The organism is Vibrio rhodolitus, from assembly GCF_003350325.1.
GTDB classification, from domain to species: Bacteria; Pseudomonadota; Gammaproteobacteria; order Enterobacterales; family Vibrionaceae; genus Vibrio; species Vibrio rhodolitus.
Genome location: NZ_QLYZ01000001.1, coordinates 192,627 through 209,022, shown reverse-complemented (window position 1 = coordinate 209,022; position 16,396 = coordinate 192,627). Strand labels below are relative to the sequence as shown.

Annotated in this window: 14 protein-coding genes; 10 read left to right on the top strand and 4 right to left on the bottom strand. The window is 46.6% G+C overall.

Annotated features, from left to right (window positions below; all coding sequences use genetic code 11):
• The first annotated feature begins 43 nt into the window (after window positions 1-43).
• The 5 genes from DPF93_RS00920 (at window position 44) to DPF93_RS00900 (ending at window position 4,010) form a co-directional block, all read left to right on the top strand.
• Window positions 44-724: a DUF3334 family protein gene (locus DPF93_RS00920; protein ID WP_114764338.1), complete on the top strand. Its 681-nt coding sequence runs from the start codon at window positions 44-46 to the stop codon at window positions 722-724.
• A 184-nt stretch (window positions 725-908) separates the two neighbouring features.
• On the top strand, window positions 909-1,592 hold the full coding sequence (locus DPF93_RS00915) for a DUF2786 domain-containing protein (RefSeq protein WP_114764337.1): 684 nt from the start codon (window positions 909-911) through the stop codon (window positions 1,590-1,592).
• A 274-nt stretch (window positions 1,593-1,866) separates the two neighbouring features.
• On the top strand, window positions 1,867-2,535 hold the full coding sequence (locus tag DPF93_RS00910; RefSeq protein ID WP_114764336.1) for a YiaD family glycine zipper/OmpA-like lipoprotein: 669 nt from the start codon (window positions 1,867-1,869) through the stop codon (window positions 2,533-2,535).
• 81 nt (window positions 2,536-2,616) lie between these two features.
• Window positions 2,617-3,648, top strand: coding sequence for a J domain-containing protein (locus DPF93_RS00905; RefSeq protein ID WP_114764335.1), 1,032 nt, complete (start codon window positions 2,617-2,619; stop codon window positions 3,646-3,648).
• A gap of 176 nt (window positions 3,649-3,824) precedes the next feature.
• The gene (locus DPF93_RS00900) at window positions 3,825-4,010 is read left to right on the top strand and encodes a hypothetical protein (RefSeq protein WP_114764334.1); all 186 of its coding nucleotides are present in this window, start codon (window positions 3,825-3,827) and stop codon (window positions 4,008-4,010) included.
• Window positions 4,011-4,070: 60 nt separating this feature from the next.
• On the opposite strand, the gene maiA is transcribed toward DPF93_RS00900, so the two are convergent.
• Genes maiA through hppD form a run of 4 tightly spaced genes read right to left on the bottom strand, consistent with a single transcriptional unit; the run spans window position 4,071 to window position 7,946 of the window.
• Window positions 4,071-4,733 carry a maleylacetoacetate isomerase gene (gene maiA, locus DPF93_RS00895; protein WP_114764333.1) on the bottom strand — a complete coding sequence of 221 codons (663 nt, stop codon included), beginning with the start codon at window positions 4,731-4,733 and terminating at the stop codon, window positions 4,071-4,073.
• Window positions 4,730-5,740 (bottom strand): fumarylacetoacetate hydrolase family protein, encoded by a 1,011-nt coding sequence (locus DPF93_RS00890; protein ID WP_114764332.1) that lies wholly within the window; start codon window positions 5,738-5,740, stop codon window positions 4,730-4,732. The genes maiA and DPF93_RS00890 overlap by 4 nt, the downstream gene beginning before the upstream one ends.
• Before the next feature lie 6 nt (window positions 5,741-5,746).
• Window positions 5,747-6,880 carry a homogentisate 1,2-dioxygenase gene (locus tag DPF93_RS00885; protein WP_114764331.1) on the bottom strand — a complete coding sequence of 378 codons (1,134 nt, stop codon included), beginning with the start codon at window positions 6,878-6,880 and terminating at the stop codon, window positions 5,747-5,749.
• On the bottom strand, window positions 6,873-7,946 hold the full coding sequence (hppD, locus tag DPF93_RS00880) for a 4-hydroxyphenylpyruvate dioxygenase (RefSeq protein ID WP_114764330.1): 1,074 nt from the start codon (window positions 7,944-7,946) through the stop codon (window positions 6,873-6,875). Before hppD ends, DPF93_RS00885 begins: the two co-directional genes overlap by 8 nt.
• Before the next feature lie 380 nt (window positions 7,947-8,326).
• Between hppD and DPF93_RS00875 the strand changes: the two genes are divergently transcribed.
• The 5 genes from DPF93_RS00875 (at window position 8,327) to DPF93_RS00855 (ending at window position 16,393) form a co-directional block, all read left to right on the top strand.
• The gene (locus DPF93_RS00875; protein ID WP_114764329.1) at window positions 8,327-9,433 is read left to right on the top strand and encodes a M20/M25/M40 family metallo-hydrolase; all 1,107 of its coding nucleotides are present in this window, start codon (window positions 8,327-8,329) and stop codon (window positions 9,431-9,433) included.
• A 137-nt stretch (window positions 9,434-9,570) separates the two neighbouring features.
• A complete protein-coding gene (locus DPF93_RS00870) occupies window positions 9,571-9,975 on the top strand; it encodes a hypothetical protein (RefSeq protein WP_114764328.1) in 405 nt (134 codons plus the stop codon).
• A gap of 148 nt (window positions 9,976-10,123) precedes the next feature.
• Window positions 10,124-11,494: a TolC family protein gene (locus DPF93_RS00865; protein WP_244204651.1), complete on the top strand. Its 1,371-nt coding sequence runs from the start codon at window positions 10,124-10,126 to the stop codon at window positions 11,492-11,494.
• 10 nt (window positions 11,495-11,504) lie between these two features.
• On the top strand, window positions 11,505-13,208 hold the full coding sequence (locus tag DPF93_RS00860) for an efflux RND transporter periplasmic adaptor subunit (RefSeq protein ID WP_114764326.1): 1,704 nt from the start codon (window positions 11,505-11,507) through the stop codon (window positions 13,206-13,208).
• Window positions 13,205-16,393 (top strand): efflux RND transporter permease subunit, encoded by a 3,189-nt coding sequence (locus tag DPF93_RS00855; protein ID WP_114764325.1) that lies wholly within the window; start codon window positions 13,205-13,207, stop codon window positions 16,391-16,393. The genes DPF93_RS00860 and DPF93_RS00855 overlap by 4 nt, the downstream gene beginning before the upstream one ends.
• Window positions 16,394-16,396 lie beyond the last annotated feature (3 nt).

Sequence of the window (16,396 nt, the reverse complement as noted above, 5' to 3'; positions counted from 1 at the left end):
GATTGCGGTTGGGTAAATCTTCAGCAGCGTTAGAACCGAGCAAATGAAAAAGAGCAAAATCGTTACTACAGAAGACATCCTTCTTAAGCTATGTCAGTCGGTGTCTGGGGTGCTAAGTTCAGCAACGGACTCCAACGTTTCCTACTCTGCAATGGTACAGAAAATCAACAAAACCAGCCTGAAACCTGACTTTGGTTGCTTTGTACTATTCGATGGTGGTTTCTCTGGCTTGGTTGTCATTAACTTTACTGCCAAAGCTGCCTTAGAGTTATATACGAAGTACATGCAGCATATGGGCATCCCAGCAGAAGAGTTAGCCATCGCCCATACTTCTGACGAAGTGGGTGATGTACTTGGTGAACTGATGAATCAATTAGTTGGCGATTTCACCAATAAGATCCGCAAAGAATTGCAAACGCATATCACCCAGAACCAGCCGAAGATGCTATCACTGAACAAACAAGTGATTTTGTCAGTCGATACCAACTTAGATCGCCCACAGGCGCGTCGCGTTACTTTCTCAACCGAAAACCACAATATCTTCTACCTTGAACTGGCGATGGATAAAACCGAGTTTATTCAGCTAGAAGACTTTGAAATGGACGATGAGAATCCTGATGAAATTCTAGAAAAAGCGCAGCAACAAATGCGCGAAAAAGAAGAGAAATCTAAAGCAAGTAGCCACTCTGATGCCGACGATCTTCTGAGTGAACTTGGTCTGTAACCCAACTAGTTCTTTTCCTAAGCCCCTATTTTTTGGGGCTTTTCAATTCTTTGCTTCCTACCTCTTTAGCTATCCACAAAATAATCATTAATCCATTAATTGATCGGCACTAAGGTTGCGACTGACGGCAAGAACACGGTAAAATAGCCGACTTTGTTATTTTTAATGAGTTTTGTCGCTGTCAATGGATAAACAAAAAGCCCTTAAAAAGATTGCTAAGTGTCTAGAACTTGGTAACTCAGCCAACGTAAACGAAGCTGCGAATGCGATTAAAATGGCGCACCGCCTTATGCTCAAGTATGGCTTGGATAAGGATGATATTGAGTTTATCAAGATGGGCAAAACCCAATCGACTCACCTTCTGCCAACGAACATTAGCTCAACCTTACTGCGCGTTATTCGCGGTATTAACACCCGCTTTGGTGTAGAAGCTGTGCTGCTTAATCACAAAGGCTTAAAGCGTGTCGAGTTTATTGGCGAGGCAGATCGCGCCATCTTTGCCGCGTTTGCGTTTGATATCGTCTATCGCGAACTCAATGAACATACTGGGAAATTCCGCAACAGCTTTGCCGGCAGTGGTACTTCTTCGATGGAAGTAAACCGCCGCGTTAACTCATTTGTTTCCGGTTGGGTGGAAGGCGCGCTTGAAAAGCTGCCTGTTATCTCACCAGATGAAGAATCAGCTAACAAAATTGAAGATTACATCGATAAAGAGTTTAAGAACATCGATCGTGAAACCTTCAAACAGCAATTGCGCGAAGCGATGAAAAACCTGACCGACGACTACGAAGTCGGACTTAAAAAAGGTCGAACTCTGTCTGTTAGCCGTCCAATCGACGGTGCGCAAGCGCCAAAACTCCTGCGTTAAGTTACCCTCTACCGCTTTCAGTTGGCAGGCAAATTTTGTCTGCTAATTGTAGATTTTTGATTTCTAAATGAACACTTCATTCAGCACTTGTTAATCTTACGTCAAATATAGTGATAGCTGTTTGACATAAAGCACGCCATGGGGTTTATTGGCACCCATCAATTTTCCATATGTATAAACAAGCTTTTAACCTTTCTTGTGCTGAGCATTACGCTCGAAAAGAAACGCTAAATTACTTGGGAACATGTAACACTTTCACACGGAGAGATTTTCTGTGAAAAAACTTACTCTAGCACTTGCACTAACAGTGGCTCTAACTGGCTGTCAGGCAACTCAACGTCAAAACGCGACTACTGGCGAATCTGAAACTAACTCTGCAACTAAAGGTGCGCTAATCGGCGCTATCGCGGGTGTTGCGGTTGGTCTAGCAACGGGTGACAACGCAAAAGAGCGTCGTAAGAATGCTCTTATTGGCGCAGCAGGCGGCGCAGCCATCGGTGGTGGTGCAGGTTACTACTTTGACCAACAAGAAGCTGCTCTGCGTAAGCAACTGTTAGATTCTGGTGTACAAGTTGAACGTGTGGGCGAAAACCAACTGCTACTTCGCCTAGAAAATGGCATTGGTTTCCAATCAAGCTCATACCAACTAGACCCTACGATTCACCGTACTCTAAGCGGCGTGGCACGTATCTTAGTTGAATACCCAGATACTAGCTTAGTGATCGAAGGTCACACTGATAGCACGGGTAACGAATCGATGAACCAAACGCTGTCAGAGCGCCGTGCAGAAGCGGTTCGTAGCTACCTTGTTCAACAAGGCGTAGCAGCAGGACGTGCAATTTCTCGTGGCTACGGTGAGCGCTTCCCACTGTGTTCAAATGACACAACTGCTGGACGTGCGTGTAACCGCCGCGTTGAGATTCAGATCCTGCCTCTGAAATAATCATCCTGTTCAATATACCCAAGTAATCTTGCTGTTACTTGGGTATACTTGTCTCCTCTTTTGGATAGGATTCCGCGAGTTATGATCAAATTACTCTCTACCTTGTTGATGGTTGTTTCGTCATTCGCCTTTGCACAGAATTCTCACTCGTCATTTTCTGACTTACTCAGCCAAGCGGAGCTCAATAATCCTCGCGCTCAATACCAAGTTTCGCAAGCCTATCTTTCAGGTGATGGCGTCAAGCAATCTGAACAAGAAGCCTTCTACTGGCTAGAACAATCCGCACTGAATCACTACAAGCTTGCCCAGTATGATCTGATTGAGCAATATCTTATTGGTGGACTTATTGAACCCAATTTAGATAACGCCATATATTGGTTAACTAAGTTGGCGATCTCGGGTGATGACAAAGCGCAGTTTGAACTGGGACAGCTCTATGAAAAGCGTGCTCAGCTTGTCGATACACAATCCCAAGCCAAACTCTGGTATCAAATTGCCTCTGCAACCAACCCAGATGCCGAACAAGCCTACACCAAGCTGCTAGAAAAAGAATTTAACCAACAAAGAGCTAAGCAGCTCGCTCAGTTTGAAAAGCTTAATCAGCAAAGTGCAGATTCAGCAGCAAACAATGCGGTCTCTTTGAGCACCTCGACGCTATTTGGATTAGTGGGGCTTGTGACATTAAGCTTAAGCTCGGCAATGTGGTTTGGCTATCGCAGTAAGAAGCAGCAAGTGTCGGTCAACAATGCTGCTACAACGCAAATCGACCATCGTTTGGAAGAAAATAGAAAGCTTAAATCTCAACTTGCGCAGCAAAGCCAAGCAATGCAAAAGCAAAAACAGCAACTCGAACTGCTGTATAGCGAGTTTAAGAAGCAGCAAGCCGAAAACAAACAGCCACTACAACCACAAGTCAGTGCCCCCTCTTCACTAGCGCTGGCTTGCTCGATGTTTGGCTTTGAAAGCCAACATATACCTGACGTCGCTAAGGTGAAACATCGCTACAAGCAATTATGTAAGATCTATCATCCTGATCTTAAGGGAAGTGACGATGAAATGAAGCGACTCAATCACGCACTGAAAGTTATTCTTGCATACAAAAAACAAGGTTAACATTTTGTTGCAATTTAATCTCAACCCCTAATGACATCGGCGACAAAGCAGACAAACACTTACCTGCGCAATCGATAACCCTCTCGCTTCAAGTAACAAATAGTTAACGTCTAATAACTATATGTGTCATAATGCACCCATAGAATAACTCTTGGTGATAACGGTAGGAGCGTTACATGTACACGATTGAAGGCATTTGCGACTGGTGTAAAAAACCAAGCTTACTAACCAAACATGAATATGTTGATGGTTTGTGTCACCACTCCTGTAAAGAGTGCTATGACTTCGCAGTAATGGATGTACGTGAATTTAATATTGGTGAACTACAACAAAGAGAACGTCAATCTCAAGCAATGCGCTAAAAGATTCTCGTCTGCATTTAGTCAGCATCACCAATATACCAAGGACGATAACTAAACCACCTACTCAACTAGGTGGTTTTTGTTTTGTGGCGAGTCAGGTTGATGCTCCGGAGCAGCAAGATTAAACGCCGGATGCTCGTTGAGCGAAAAATAGAGCCTTTCGATTGTTGGATATTGGCTAATATCAACATCAAAGCGCAATGCATTATAGACCTGTGGCACGAGACAAACATCCACCAGCGAGACCTCAGAACCCACCGCATAAGCCCCAGACGTATCACGTAACTTGTCATCTAAAGCCGCAAAACCAACGGTGATCCAGTGTCGCAGCCAATTAATTTCATCTTCTTTATCAAAATCGTATTGATTGATTAAGTACTGCTGCACACGCAAGTTGTTTAATGGATGAATATCAATTGCGATATCTTGCGCGAGTTCTTTGATTTTATAGCGCCGCTCGCCACTAAGTGGCGTTAACAGTGGCTCTGGATAATGGTCATCTAAGTAGTCAATAATAGTCAAAGACTGACTAATGCGATTTGAGCCATCGAGCAAGACAGGAACGAGCTCATTAGCATTGATACGGTGAAACTCTTCAGTGTGTTGCTGACCGCCATCTTTCAATAGATCGACCGCGAAGTAGTCATAACGAATCTGTTTTAAGTTGAGTGCAATTCTTACTCGGTAAGCTGCTGACGAACGCCAATATCCATATAGTCTCATCGTTTCTCCACCACTTTCTGTTGTATGGCACCAAATAAGCTATTGCCCTGCTCATCAAGCATTTCAATTTTGATCGTGTCACCAAAGCGCATAAACGAGGTGCTTGGCTTGCCATCTCGGATGATCTCTATCATGCGTATTTCCGCAATACACGAATAGCCAACGCCACCTTCAGCAATAGCGGTACCAAAATCGGTGCCTTGTTTATTTGATACCGTACCTGACCCAATTATAGTCCCTGCTGACAATGACCGAGTCTTCGCGGCATGTTGGATAAGCTCGGCAAAGCTAAATGTCATATCTTGACCCGCGTTAGGAAAGCCAAAGGGAGTTTGGTTGTAATGGCTAATCAGCGGTAAATGAACTTTGCAATCGCGCCAGGCATCGCCCAATTCATCAGGGGTAATCGCAACCGGTGAAAATGCCGAAGATGGCTTAGATTGATAAAAGCCAAATCCTTTGGCGAGCTCTGCCGGAATTAAATTTCGTAGCGACACATCATTGACTAACATCACTAAGCGCACGCACTGCGCAGCTTGATCTGGAGAGCAGCCCATCTGCACATCATCGGTGATCACCGCTACCTCAGCTTCAAAATCAATGCCCCACTCTTCACTCAAACACTCGATGTCATCTGTCGGTCCGATAAAGGTATCTGAACCACCTTGATACATGAGTGGATCAGTCCAAAAGCTCTCTGGCACTTCTGCACCTCGCGCCCTGCGTACCAACTCAACATGATTCACATAGGCACTGCCATCCGCCCAATGGAATGCTCTTCGAAGCGGTGATTCACAGTGGCTCGGTTCAAACGCCATCCCCTCAATCACGCCTTGGTTTAAATCTTGATAGATCGCTTCCAACAAGGGAGCGCAGTGCGCCCAATTATCCAAAACATGCTGCATCGTGTTGGCAATATTAGGCGCAGCGACACAACGCGTCATCGCACGGTTAACCACTACAAGCTGACCATCTCGGGTTTGATTTTTTAACGTCGCAAACTTCATCTTGCCTCACTTTTTCTCTCGCCAACTGTAGACATACTCCGCCCACTCAACTTGCTCTGCCTGCTCAGAAAATTCCAGCGCATGTCGCGTATCTATCATTACTGCGACTTCGTCGGTTTGCTTTTTCTTGTGGGCAAGACCTGCAGCAAAGGCTTTGGGATGAGGACCATGGGTAAAGCCAGCCGGGTGAAATGTCACCATGCCTGCTTCAATATTGTCACGGCTAAAAAAATCCCCTTGGTGATAAAACAGCACTTCATCATAGTCATCGTTGTTGTGGTAAAACGGCACTTTCAACGCGCCGGGATCACTCTCTATTGGGCGCGGCACAAAAGTACAAACGACAAAACCATCACCCACAAAGGTGGTATGTGCGGAAGGCGGCAGATGATAACGGTGCGACATCAGCGGACGGATATCTTGCCAATTCAAACGCACCACGGAAAGATCACCATGCCAACCAATCGCATCAAGCGGATTAAATGGATAGATAATGGTACTTATCTCACCATGACGTTTAACCTTAACTTGAGTCGTTCTCTCGCTGTATTGCGCTTGAAACTTTGCATTAATCGCAGGAACATCAAGTGCAGCTGGGTCAAACACGGCATGCTGGCCGACGATGCCTTTGTCAGGGAGGTTATACTCGCCGTCAGTATTTTCAATCATCAGAATGAACATCGGCTGATGGGGTTCTAAACGCCAATTGGTTGAGCGCGGGATCACCACATAGTCACCAGTGACTAAAGTTAAGTGCCCATAGTCACAAAACAGTTCTGCACTACCTTGGTGAATAAACAGCAGCTCATCACCATCAGCATTGCGGGCGAGAAATTCCATCGATTCATGCAACTGCCAAACGCGGATTTTGCAATCTGAGTTAGAGAGTAAATCCGGCACATCCCACGGCGAACTTTGCTGGCTAGCATCAACATGATTGAAGTTAAACGCGCGTGGTCTGAGTTTTCCCTGCCATTCACTCCAGCCGGTCGGCGCATGACGATGATGAAAGTGACTCGCCGGTCCAAAAAAACCAGCACGCCCAGCCTCTCGCTCATAAATTCCTTGCTCAGGAAAGTCAGCGTGAGCTTGTTTTGAACAGGTACCTTCACGATGAGGGTAAGTGATCCGTCTACGCATCTTTTAATACCCCGCGCCTGATCTGATCTTCCTCTATCGATTCAAACAGCGCTTTGAAGTTGCCCTCGCCAAAGCCTTGATTCCCTTTGCGCTGAATAATTTCAAAAAACACCGGACCTATCACCGTTTGAGTAAAAATCTGCAGCAGGATGCCATCCTTCATTGGTGCGCCATCAATTAAGATCCTAAGAGCCTTAAGATGCTCAAGATCTTCACCGTGACCTTCGACCCGTTGATTGACCTTCTCATAGTAAGTATCCGGCGTTGGCATAAATTCCATGCCCCGTGCGCGCAGCGTTTTCACCGTGTGATAAATATCATCGGTGCTCATCGCGATATGTTGGATGCCTTCACCGTTATACTCGCGAATAAACTCTTCAATCTGCGATTTGTCATCAGAGGATTCATTGATTGGAATGCGTATTTTGCCGCAAGGTGCAGTCATTGCGCGGCTGACAAGCCCAGTTAGTTTGCCCTCGATATCAAAGTAGCGAATCTCTCTAAAATTACCGATACGCTCATAAAAGCCCGACCAAGTATCCATATGACCTTGCTTTACGTTATGGGTTAAGTGGTCAATTTCGAGCAGCCCAACTGAGCACTCATCCCGCTGTTTTTGTGCGTCATCATAGAAGCAAAAATCGACATCATAGATGCTCTGTTCACCATAGCGGTCAACAAAATAGATCAAGCTGTCACCGATCCCATAAATTGCCGGTATCGAAAGCTCCATCGGTCCCACCTCAGTGACGTATCTGCTTGCACCATTCACCAGTGCATGTTCCATCGCTTTCCCACTGTCTTTGACCCGAAACGCCATGCCACACACCGAGGGACCGTGCTCTTTGGCAAACGCCTCCGCTTGGCTATCAGGCTGTGCATTGACGACAAAACTAATGTCCCCCTGCTGATAGAGCCACGCCTGTTTTGAGCGATGTTTTGCCACTTCAGCAAAGCCAAGTGACAAAAACAGATCCTTCAACGCAGCAATACCCTGATCATCTGCCGCGGTATATTCCACAAACTCAAAACCGTCAGTCCCTAGTGGGTTTAGGTACTCATCCATAATCACTCCTTGCGGTGTTGCTTGATATGCCAGTAACGCACAGGTACTGATATAAACATGAGCAATAACAGCCAATAAGGGTAATTTTCGGGCAAAAAAGCAGCGCTATTAAAATCTTATCTCTGTGTAAAACTGCGCGTTTAATTTTTATAAATTTATACTAAGCATCTCATTATTAAGCTAAAGCTCAATCTGAGCGATGTAACAATTATTTTACATTTGATTTTTGACTATCTCGTTCGTCGAGAATCTAAACGCACAAGGATTAACCAATGGAACAGGCTAGTTTGCTTTTACACGTGAAAATTGATTTACCGCAGGTTTGAGCTCAAGACTTAGCGGTATGTTAACCGCCTCTGTTCCTACAGTAAGGTATAACAATGACACAAATTAACCGTGAGCGATTGGTCGAGCACTTCTGCGAACTAATCAAAATTGATAGTGAAACTGGCTTTGAAAAAGAGATTGCTGAGACTCTTGCTGAGCAACTTGGCGAGATGGGTTTCACTGTGCACAAGCTGCCAGTGCCAGAGCAGTACACCAACGGCTTCAATGTTTACGCTCGCCTCGATGGTAAAATCGAAGACAGCGTTGTACTAAGCTGCCATATGGACACGGTAACGCCGGGTAAAGGCATAGAGCCTGTTATTGAAGACGGCATTATCCGCTCAAAAGGCAACACAATTTTAGGTGGTGATGATAAATCTGGCATCGCAGCTATCATGGAAGCGGTTCGTTGTATCCAAGCTGAAAATCTTGACCACAAGACCATCGAAATCGCGTTCACTGTTCATGAAGAAGGCGGTCTACACGGCTCTGAACACTTCGATATGAACATGATTAAATCAAACAAAGCCATCGTGCTGGATACCGGTGGTCCTATCGGCACTATCGTTAATGCCGCGCCTGGTCAGCAAAAGATCGTTGCGACGATCAAAGGTCGCCCTGCTCACGCAGGTCTTGCACCTGAAGAAGGCATTAGTGCGATCAGCGTAGCTGCAGACGCGATCACGCAAATGAAACTACTACGTATCGATGAAGAAACCACCGCCAACATCGGTATTGTCGAAGGCGGTAACGCGACCAACATCGTTATGCCTGAACTAAAAATTGTTGCTGAAGCGCGCTCGCTAAACGATGACAAGCTGACTAAACAAGTTGATCATATGATTGAGACTTTCCAAGCAGCAGCGGCAAAACATGGCGCAGAAGTGGAAATCGAATCAACCCGTGCTTACAACGCATTTGTTCTTGCCGACGATCACCCGCATATTGAGCAAGTAAAAGCGTCGTTTAGCGCAATCGGTGCAGAGCCATTCACCAAAGCAACTGGCGGTGGTAGTGATGCGAATAACTTTAACAAGCTTGGCTTAACCACAGTTAACATCTCAACCGGTATGGCAAAAGTGCACACCACTGAAGAGTTCATCGCTATCGATGACATGGTAAAAGTAACTGAGTTTGTTAAGCATTACTTAACGCACTAATACGCTTACAACGTATACGAAAAGCCTGATAGATTAATATTTATCAGGCTTTTTTATTGACCTTACCCCAGGGGTAAGGATTAAGCTTAACGCTCACACTCGGTTAATTTTTCATTTGAAGTAGAATTGGTATCCATATGCACGCGACCTCTCTGCGTACAATTTGGTTAGTCTTGCTTACGGCTTTGGCGCTGGTTGCGTCAAATATGGCGTCAAGCAAAACTCTCATGCCACTTCAAATGCTGCAAATGAGCCAGTCAGCCAGCAGTCATTGCTCAGATGAAATGATGCCTAATATGGATATGGCGGCTATGTCTCACCATGTCTCTGGCGAAAAGCTGGCAAATATTGAGATGGATTGCGCGAGCGGAAGTTCAATGCAGCACGAATGTTGCGATACCACTTGCGTGACCGTAGTTGCGACGCTCACGGCAGATCTACCAAGCTTTAGCCCTTCATTTGATATCCAAACCTATCCTATCGAACCAACCCGCGATACTGTCGAGATCTTGAGTTCGCTCTATCGCCCGCCTACTGCTTAACTTCAATTCATACATTAGACATTTAGCAGCACCCCTTACCTGCTAATTACTATCAGCCTGATAGCGACTCCTCGCATCAGCAAGATCAATATTCCAACCGCTCGCTTAGCGATGAGTCGGCGTTTGGTATTTGAAAATGGATTGTAATGTGAAAGCAAAATACAACTTCCTCGCGCTCAGCCTATTTTTGGCTTTCAGCGCACCTGCGTTGGCACATAGCACACTTGAACCAGCGACAAATTCAGCTCAATCAAACACTGCGTTGCAAGACTCTAGATTGACGCTAGAACAAATCATTTCGATTGCTTTGCAACAAGATGCGAGTCGCGAGCAACTATTCGCTCAGTCTCAAGCGACCCTCAGCAGTGGCAAAGCAAAAGCAACACTAATGGACCCGACAGTAAAATTTGGTTTTGGCGGTGTGCCTGTCGATAGTTTTCGCCTCGATCAAGACCCTATGAGTAACATCTCATTAGGCGTGATGCAGAAGTTCGATCGTGGCAATACCATCGAGTTACAAGCATCTCAGGCAGAGCAGCAATCTCAAGCGGTGCTGCAACAAGCTAAAGCCCGCGAGCACGAAGTGATTACAGCCGTGACCGCTCTGTGGCTTGAACTTGGTTACAACCAGAAAGCCAAATCACTGCTACTTCAGCAAGAGAAATGGCTGACGCAACTCATTGATAATCAAGACTCCAACTATGCGCTTGGTATTGGCGAGTCCCAAGATGTGATTGCCGCACAGCTTAAGTTGAGCCAATTACAACAAAAGCTGGTTAACAACTCGCAAATGCAGCTTAAATTAGCCGCCCAGTTATCTGAATGGTTGGGTAATGCGTGGTTTGAACAAAATGGTGCTTTACACGCTTCCAATCAATTGGATTGGCATGAGTTACAACAAACGCTAGCAAGTAACACAACGTCACAGTTGCGTTATCAGTTACTAATGCGCCACCCAGTGATTCAATCTTTAGATTCATCGCTGCAGAGCGCGCAAACGCAAGTCTCCATTGCTGAAGAAGCATATGCGCCTCAATTTGGCGTCGAGGTGATGTATGCGCACCGTGAGGCAAACAATATGCGCGGTGACCCTGCTCCGGATATGGTGAGCGCCTATTTAACCGTCGACATCCCTCTTTATACCGGTAGTAAACAAGATAAGTCACTAGAAGCGGCGCAGTATCAGGTTGGTGCAGCGAAATCCCAGCGGGATGCATGGCTTGCTCGCATGGGTGCGCAATTGACTGGGCTTATTTCTGATAAAGACCATCTCCAACAGCGTATCTCCCACTATCAAAGTCAGTTACTCAAGCAGGCAAAAGCACAACTAGCGGCGGTTGAGCGCGGGTATCAAAATAACAGCGCCAGCTTTGGTGACATTGTCACGTCATCCATTACTCAGATCACTATCGAGCTAGAGCTTGAGCGCCTAATCACAGACCTCAACCTAACCAATAATCAGATCGCTAACCTGATTGGCGATTATGCAACAGACAGCCTCAATAAAGCCCAGCGCTAGGAGAAAAATAATGAAAACAATCAAAGTTGCGACTGTTGCCCTTGTTGTGGGCACGGCTTTAGGTTTTGCGGGTAATCAATGGCTTATGCCTGCCCATACTATGACGTCATCGCCAGCAACTAGCGCGGCATCTGATGAGCCTTTGTATTGGGTTGCACCAATGGATCCAAACTATAAACGTGATAAACCGGGCAAGTCTCCGATGGGGATGGATCTTATTCCTGTCTACGCCGAGGACCTTGACGGCAGTGTGCAAGAGGCTGGCACAGTGACCATTTCAGCGGCAGTAGAAAATAATCTTGGCGTAAAAACCGCTCTTGTTACCAAACAACCACTACAACCCATCATTGATGCGGTTGGCTACATCGCCTTTGATGAAAGTACGCTGTGGCAAACCAACGTACGCACCAGTGGTTGGGTCGAGAAGCTCTACGTCAATGCAGTGGGAGAGAAAGTCTCGCGGGATGATGTCTTGTTTACCTTCTATTCACCGGATCTCGTCAAAGCACAAGAGGAGCTGCTCAATGCCAAGCGCACTGGTAGAAAAACGCTCATCCAAGGGGCGAAAGAAAGGCTGTCATCACTGGGCGTTGACCAACAGCAAATTGAACAAATTTATCGCTCCGGTCAAGCCAAACAGCAAGTCGAGATTAAAGCGATTGCTGACGGTGTCATTGCGAGTTTGAACATTCGCGAAGGTGGTTATCTGTCCCCTGCTCAAACCGTGATTAGTGCAGGTCCACTTGGTCATGTCTGGGTCGATGTTGAGCTATTCGAACGCCAATCTCATTGGATTAAAGCTGGTAGTGAAGCGGAGATGATTCTTGAGGCATTACCCGGCAAAAATTGGCAAGGTCAAGTTGATTACGTCTACCCTATCCTTGACCCACAAACTCGTACGCTACGCGTACGCCTGAAGTTTGACAACCCTAATGGCGAGCTGAAGCCGAACATGTTTGCCAATATCAAACTTAAACCTATCAGCGATCGAGCGGTTCTTACCATTCCACGTTCGGCGGTGATCCGCTCAGGAGGGATGACTCGTGTGGTACTCGCTTTAGGCGACGGCAAATTCCGTTCAGCACGCATTGAAGTCGGTCGAGAAGCTGGTGAACAGGTTGAAGTTTTACAAGGACTCACAGAGCAAGACCGAATCGTTACATCTGCGCAATTTATGCTTGATTCAGAATCTAGCCAAAGTGCCGACCTATCACGGATTAATGGTGTTGAAGGGCCAACCGAACGCGCATGGGCATTTGGCACGATTAACGACGTTATGGTCGATCATCGCATGCTGACTATCAACCACCAGCCAGTGCCCGAGTGGAATTGGCCCGGTATGGTAATGAACTTTACTTTAGCCAACGGTGTTGAATTGCACGCATTTAAAGCGGGTGACACGATTGAATTTGAAATGGAAAAAACCGACCAAGGTCAGTATCAAATCACCGAGATTAAACCAGCGGTAGCTGCTGCAAGTGAAATGTGGATAGAGGGTGAAATCACAATGCTGATGGCTGATTTCGGTATGGTCACGCTTTCTCATCAAGCCGTTCCTGAGTGGCAGTGGCAAGCCGGCGAGCAAAACTTTTCTGTTAGCGATAACTTTGAGCTTTCACCTTTTAGTGAAGGGGAAAAAGTCCGGTTTCTAGTCGAAAACCACGCTGGTGAATGGACTCTCAAGCAAATTGAGACCCTAGGAGGCGAACAATGATTAGCGCGATTATTCGTTGGTCAATCAACAATCGTTTCTTGGTCTTAGTCGCTTCAGTTTTGCTGACGTTAGGCGGTTTGTATAGCGTGAAAAACACGCCTGTTGATGCGATCCCCGATCTGTCAGACGTACAAGTGATCATCAAAACCAGCTACCCAGGACAAGCGCCGCAAGTGGTTGAAGATCAGGTCACCTACCCGCTTACTACCGCGATGCTCGCCGTACCTGGTGCTGAAACTGTACGAGGCTACTCGTTCTTTGGCGACTCCTACGTTTACATCATCTTCAACGATGATACCGATATGTATTGGGCTCGCTCACGTGTATTAGAATACTTAAGCCAAGTTGCGCCCAATCTGCCCTCCCAAGCCAAACCAACTTTAGGACCAGATGCAACAGGTGTGGGCTGGATATACAGTTATGTTCTGCAAGACAAAACCGGACAGCATGATTTAGCGGAGCTACGCAGTTTACAAGATTGGTTTTTGAAATATGAACTGCAAACGGTCGCGGGTGTTTCGGAAGTAGCAACCGTCGGTGGTATGGTCAAACAGTATCAAGTACAAATTGATCCAGCCAAGCTACGTGCATACAACCTAACGCTGCAACAAATCAATGCCGCGATTAACAATGGTAACCAAGAGACTGGCGCATCGGTTATTGAAGTCGCTGAAGCGGAACATATGGTTCGCACCTCAGGGTATCTAACCAGCATCGATGATCTGCGCGCTCTGCCTTTAAAAGTCACCAAGAATGGCACACCATTGTTGCTGGGTGATGTAGCCGAGATTAACCTTGGTCCACAGATGCGCCGCGGTATTTCAGAGTTTAACGGCGAAGGCGAAGCTGTCGGCGGTGTTATCGTGATGCGCTTTGGCGAGAACGCAAGCCAAGTGATTGATAACGTCAAAGCCAAGCTAAGTGAACTACAACGTGGTTTGCCTGCCGGCGTTGAAATTGTCACTACCTACGATCGTTCGACTCTAATTGACTCAGCCGTCGATAACCTGTGGCAAAAACTCGCTGAGGAATTTTTGGTCGTTGCTGTCGTTTGTGCCCTCTTCCTATTTCATATTCGCTCTTCACTGGTGATTGCGATCAGCCTGCCGATTGGCATTCTATCTGCATTTATCGTCATGCACTGGCAAGGCATTAACGCGAATATCATGTCGCTTGGCGGCATCGCGATTGCGATTGGTGCCATGGTCGATGGCGCAATTGTGATGATCGAAAATGTCCACAAGCACATTGAACGCACACCACTTAATGATGACAACCGCTGGCAAGTGATTGGCAAAGCAGCAGAAGAAGTGGGTGCGCCGCTGTTCTTCTCACTGCTTATCATCACATTGAGTTTTGTGCCTGTGTTTGCGCTACAAGGGCAAGAAGGCAAGATGTTCTCCCCGCTCGCCTTTACTAAAACCTATGCCATGGCTGCGGCAGCCGGGCTTGCCATTACGCTGGTTCCCGTATTAATGGGTTACTTTGTACGCGGTAAGATCCTACCTGAGCACAAAAACCCAATTAATAAAGGGCTGGTTGCGCTTTATCGTCCCTTGCTAAACCTTAGCCTTCGTTACCCGAAAAGCATGATTACGCTCGCGTTGCTGCTTCTGGCGTCGTCTTACTATCCCGTCAAACAGCTTGGTAGTGAGTTTATTCCTCCCCTAGATGAGGGGGACTTAATGTATATGCCAACCACCTATCCGGGTATTTCGATTGGTAAAGCGCGAGAATTGCTGCAACAAACCAATAAGCTAATCAAAACCGTACCGGAAGTGGAAACGGTATGGGGCAAAATTGGACGTGCCGAAACGGCTACCGACCCTGCGCCGCTGACAATGATTGAAACCACAATTCAATTAAAGCCTCGAGATCAATGGCGTGAAGGTGTCACCACAGAGTCATTGCGTAAAGAGTTTGATGAACTGGTGCAGTTCCCTGGGCTAACTAACGCGTGGGTAATGCCCATTAAAACCCGCATCGACATGTTAGCTACCGGTATCAAAACGCCTATTGGTATCAAGATCGCGGGACCAGATCTCAAGCAAATTGAGAAAATTGGTGCGCAAATCGAGCCGATCTTAAGCCCAATTAGCGGCACAACGTCAGTTTATGCTGAGCGTGTCGCTGGCGGGCGTTATGTCACCATTGATATTAAACGTCGCCAAGCCGCACGTTATGGTCTCAATATCAAAGATATTCAACAAGTCATTGCCACTGCGGTCGGCGGCATGAAAGTAGGTGAAACCGTTGAAGGTTTGGAGCGTTACCCGATTAACGTTCGCTACCCGCAAGACTACCGTGATTCCGTGGTGAAATTACAAAACTTGCCACTAGTGACACCGAACGGTGCGCGCATTGCCCTCGCGGATGTGGCTGATGTGCGCTATGAAGACGGTCCGCCAATGATCAAAACCGAAAACGCGCGTCCAAATGGTTGGGTATTTGTTGACATTGAAGGTCGCGATCTCGGCTCTTATGTAGTGGAGGCACAACAAGCAGTCGCTGAACAATTGCAGCTACCGGCTGGGTACTCACTCACTTGGTCTGGTCAGTATGAGTATATGGAACGTGCCAAGCAGCGCCTATCCGTTGTGGTACCAATTACCCTCGCGATCATTGTTCTGCTGCTGTACATGAGCTTCCGCCGAGTTGGCGAGGTAATGATCATCATGTCGACCCTGCCGCTTGCGATGGTTGGTGGTGTATGGCTGATGTACGCACTTAAGTTCAATTTCTCTATCGCCGTCGGCGTTGGTTTTATTGCCCTAGCCGGTGTTGCTGTTGAAATTGGCGTAATTATGTTGGTTTACCTCAACCAAGCATGGGAACAACAAAAACAAGACTCGCGTGATAATCAACAAGCGCTTGCTAGCGCCGAACTTGATACTGCCATTAGCCAAGGTGCAGGCTTGCGTGTGCGTCCAGTGATGATGACGGTTAGCACGGTGATCATTGGTCTAATTCCAATTATGTACGGTCATGGCACCGGTTCTGAAGTGATGCAACGTATCGCCGCGCCGATGATTGGTGGCATGGCGTCTGCGCTTGTGCTGACTTTATTAGTTCTGCCCGCCATTTTCAAACTATGGAAGCTACATGAACTCAAACGCTTAAGTACAAAACATTCAAATAGACAACTAACTGATTTAACGATTCAAAAGCCAGAAAAGGAAATTTAGACA

What these genes read in the sequence shown, in the direction of transcription:
- DPF93_RS00920 (WP_114764338.1), top strand. Translation starts at nt 44, where the DNA reads ATGAAAAAGAGCAAAATCGTTACTACAGAAGACATCCTTCTTAAGCTA.
- DPF93_RS00915 (WP_114764337.1), top strand. Translation starts at nt 909, where the DNA reads ATGGATAAACAAAAAGCCCTTAAAAAGATTGCTAAGTGTCTAGAACTT.
- DPF93_RS00905 (WP_114764335.1), top strand. Translation starts at nt 2,617, where the DNA reads ATGATCAAATTACTCTCTACCTTGTTGATGGTTGTTTCGTCATTCGCC.
- DPF93_RS00900 (WP_114764334.1), top strand. Translation starts at nt 3,825, where the DNA reads ATGTACACGATTGAAGGCATTTGCGACTGGTGTAAAAAACCAAGCTTA.
- maiA (WP_114764333.1), bottom strand. Translation starts at nt 4,733, where the DNA reads ATGAGACTATATGGATATTGGCGTTCGTCAGCAGCTTACCGAGTAAGA.
- DPF93_RS00890 (WP_114764332.1), bottom strand. Translation starts at nt 5,740, where the DNA reads ATGAAGTTTGCGACGTTAAAAAATCAAACCCGAGATGGTCAGCTTGTA.
- DPF93_RS00885 (WP_114764331.1), bottom strand. Translation starts at nt 6,880, where the DNA reads ATGCGTAGACGGATCACTTACCCTCATCGTGAAGGTACCTGTTCAAAA.
- hppD (WP_114764330.1), bottom strand. Translation starts at nt 7,946, where the DNA reads ATGGATGAGTACCTAAACCCACTAGGGACTGACGGTTTTGAGTTTGTG.
- DPF93_RS00875 (WP_114764329.1), top strand. Translation starts at nt 8,327, where the DNA reads ATGACACAAATTAACCGTGAGCGATTGGTCGAGCACTTCTGCGAACTA.
- DPF93_RS00870 (WP_114764328.1), top strand. Translation starts at nt 9,571, where the DNA reads ATGCACGCGACCTCTCTGCGTACAATTTGGTTAGTCTTGCTTACGGCT.
- DPF93_RS00860 (WP_114764326.1), top strand. Translation starts at nt 11,505, where the DNA reads ATGAAAACAATCAAAGTTGCGACTGTTGCCCTTGTTGTGGGCACGGCT.
- DPF93_RS00855 (WP_114764325.1), top strand. Translation starts at nt 13,205, where the DNA reads ATGATTAGCGCGATTATTCGTTGGTCAATCAACAATCGTTTCTTGGTC.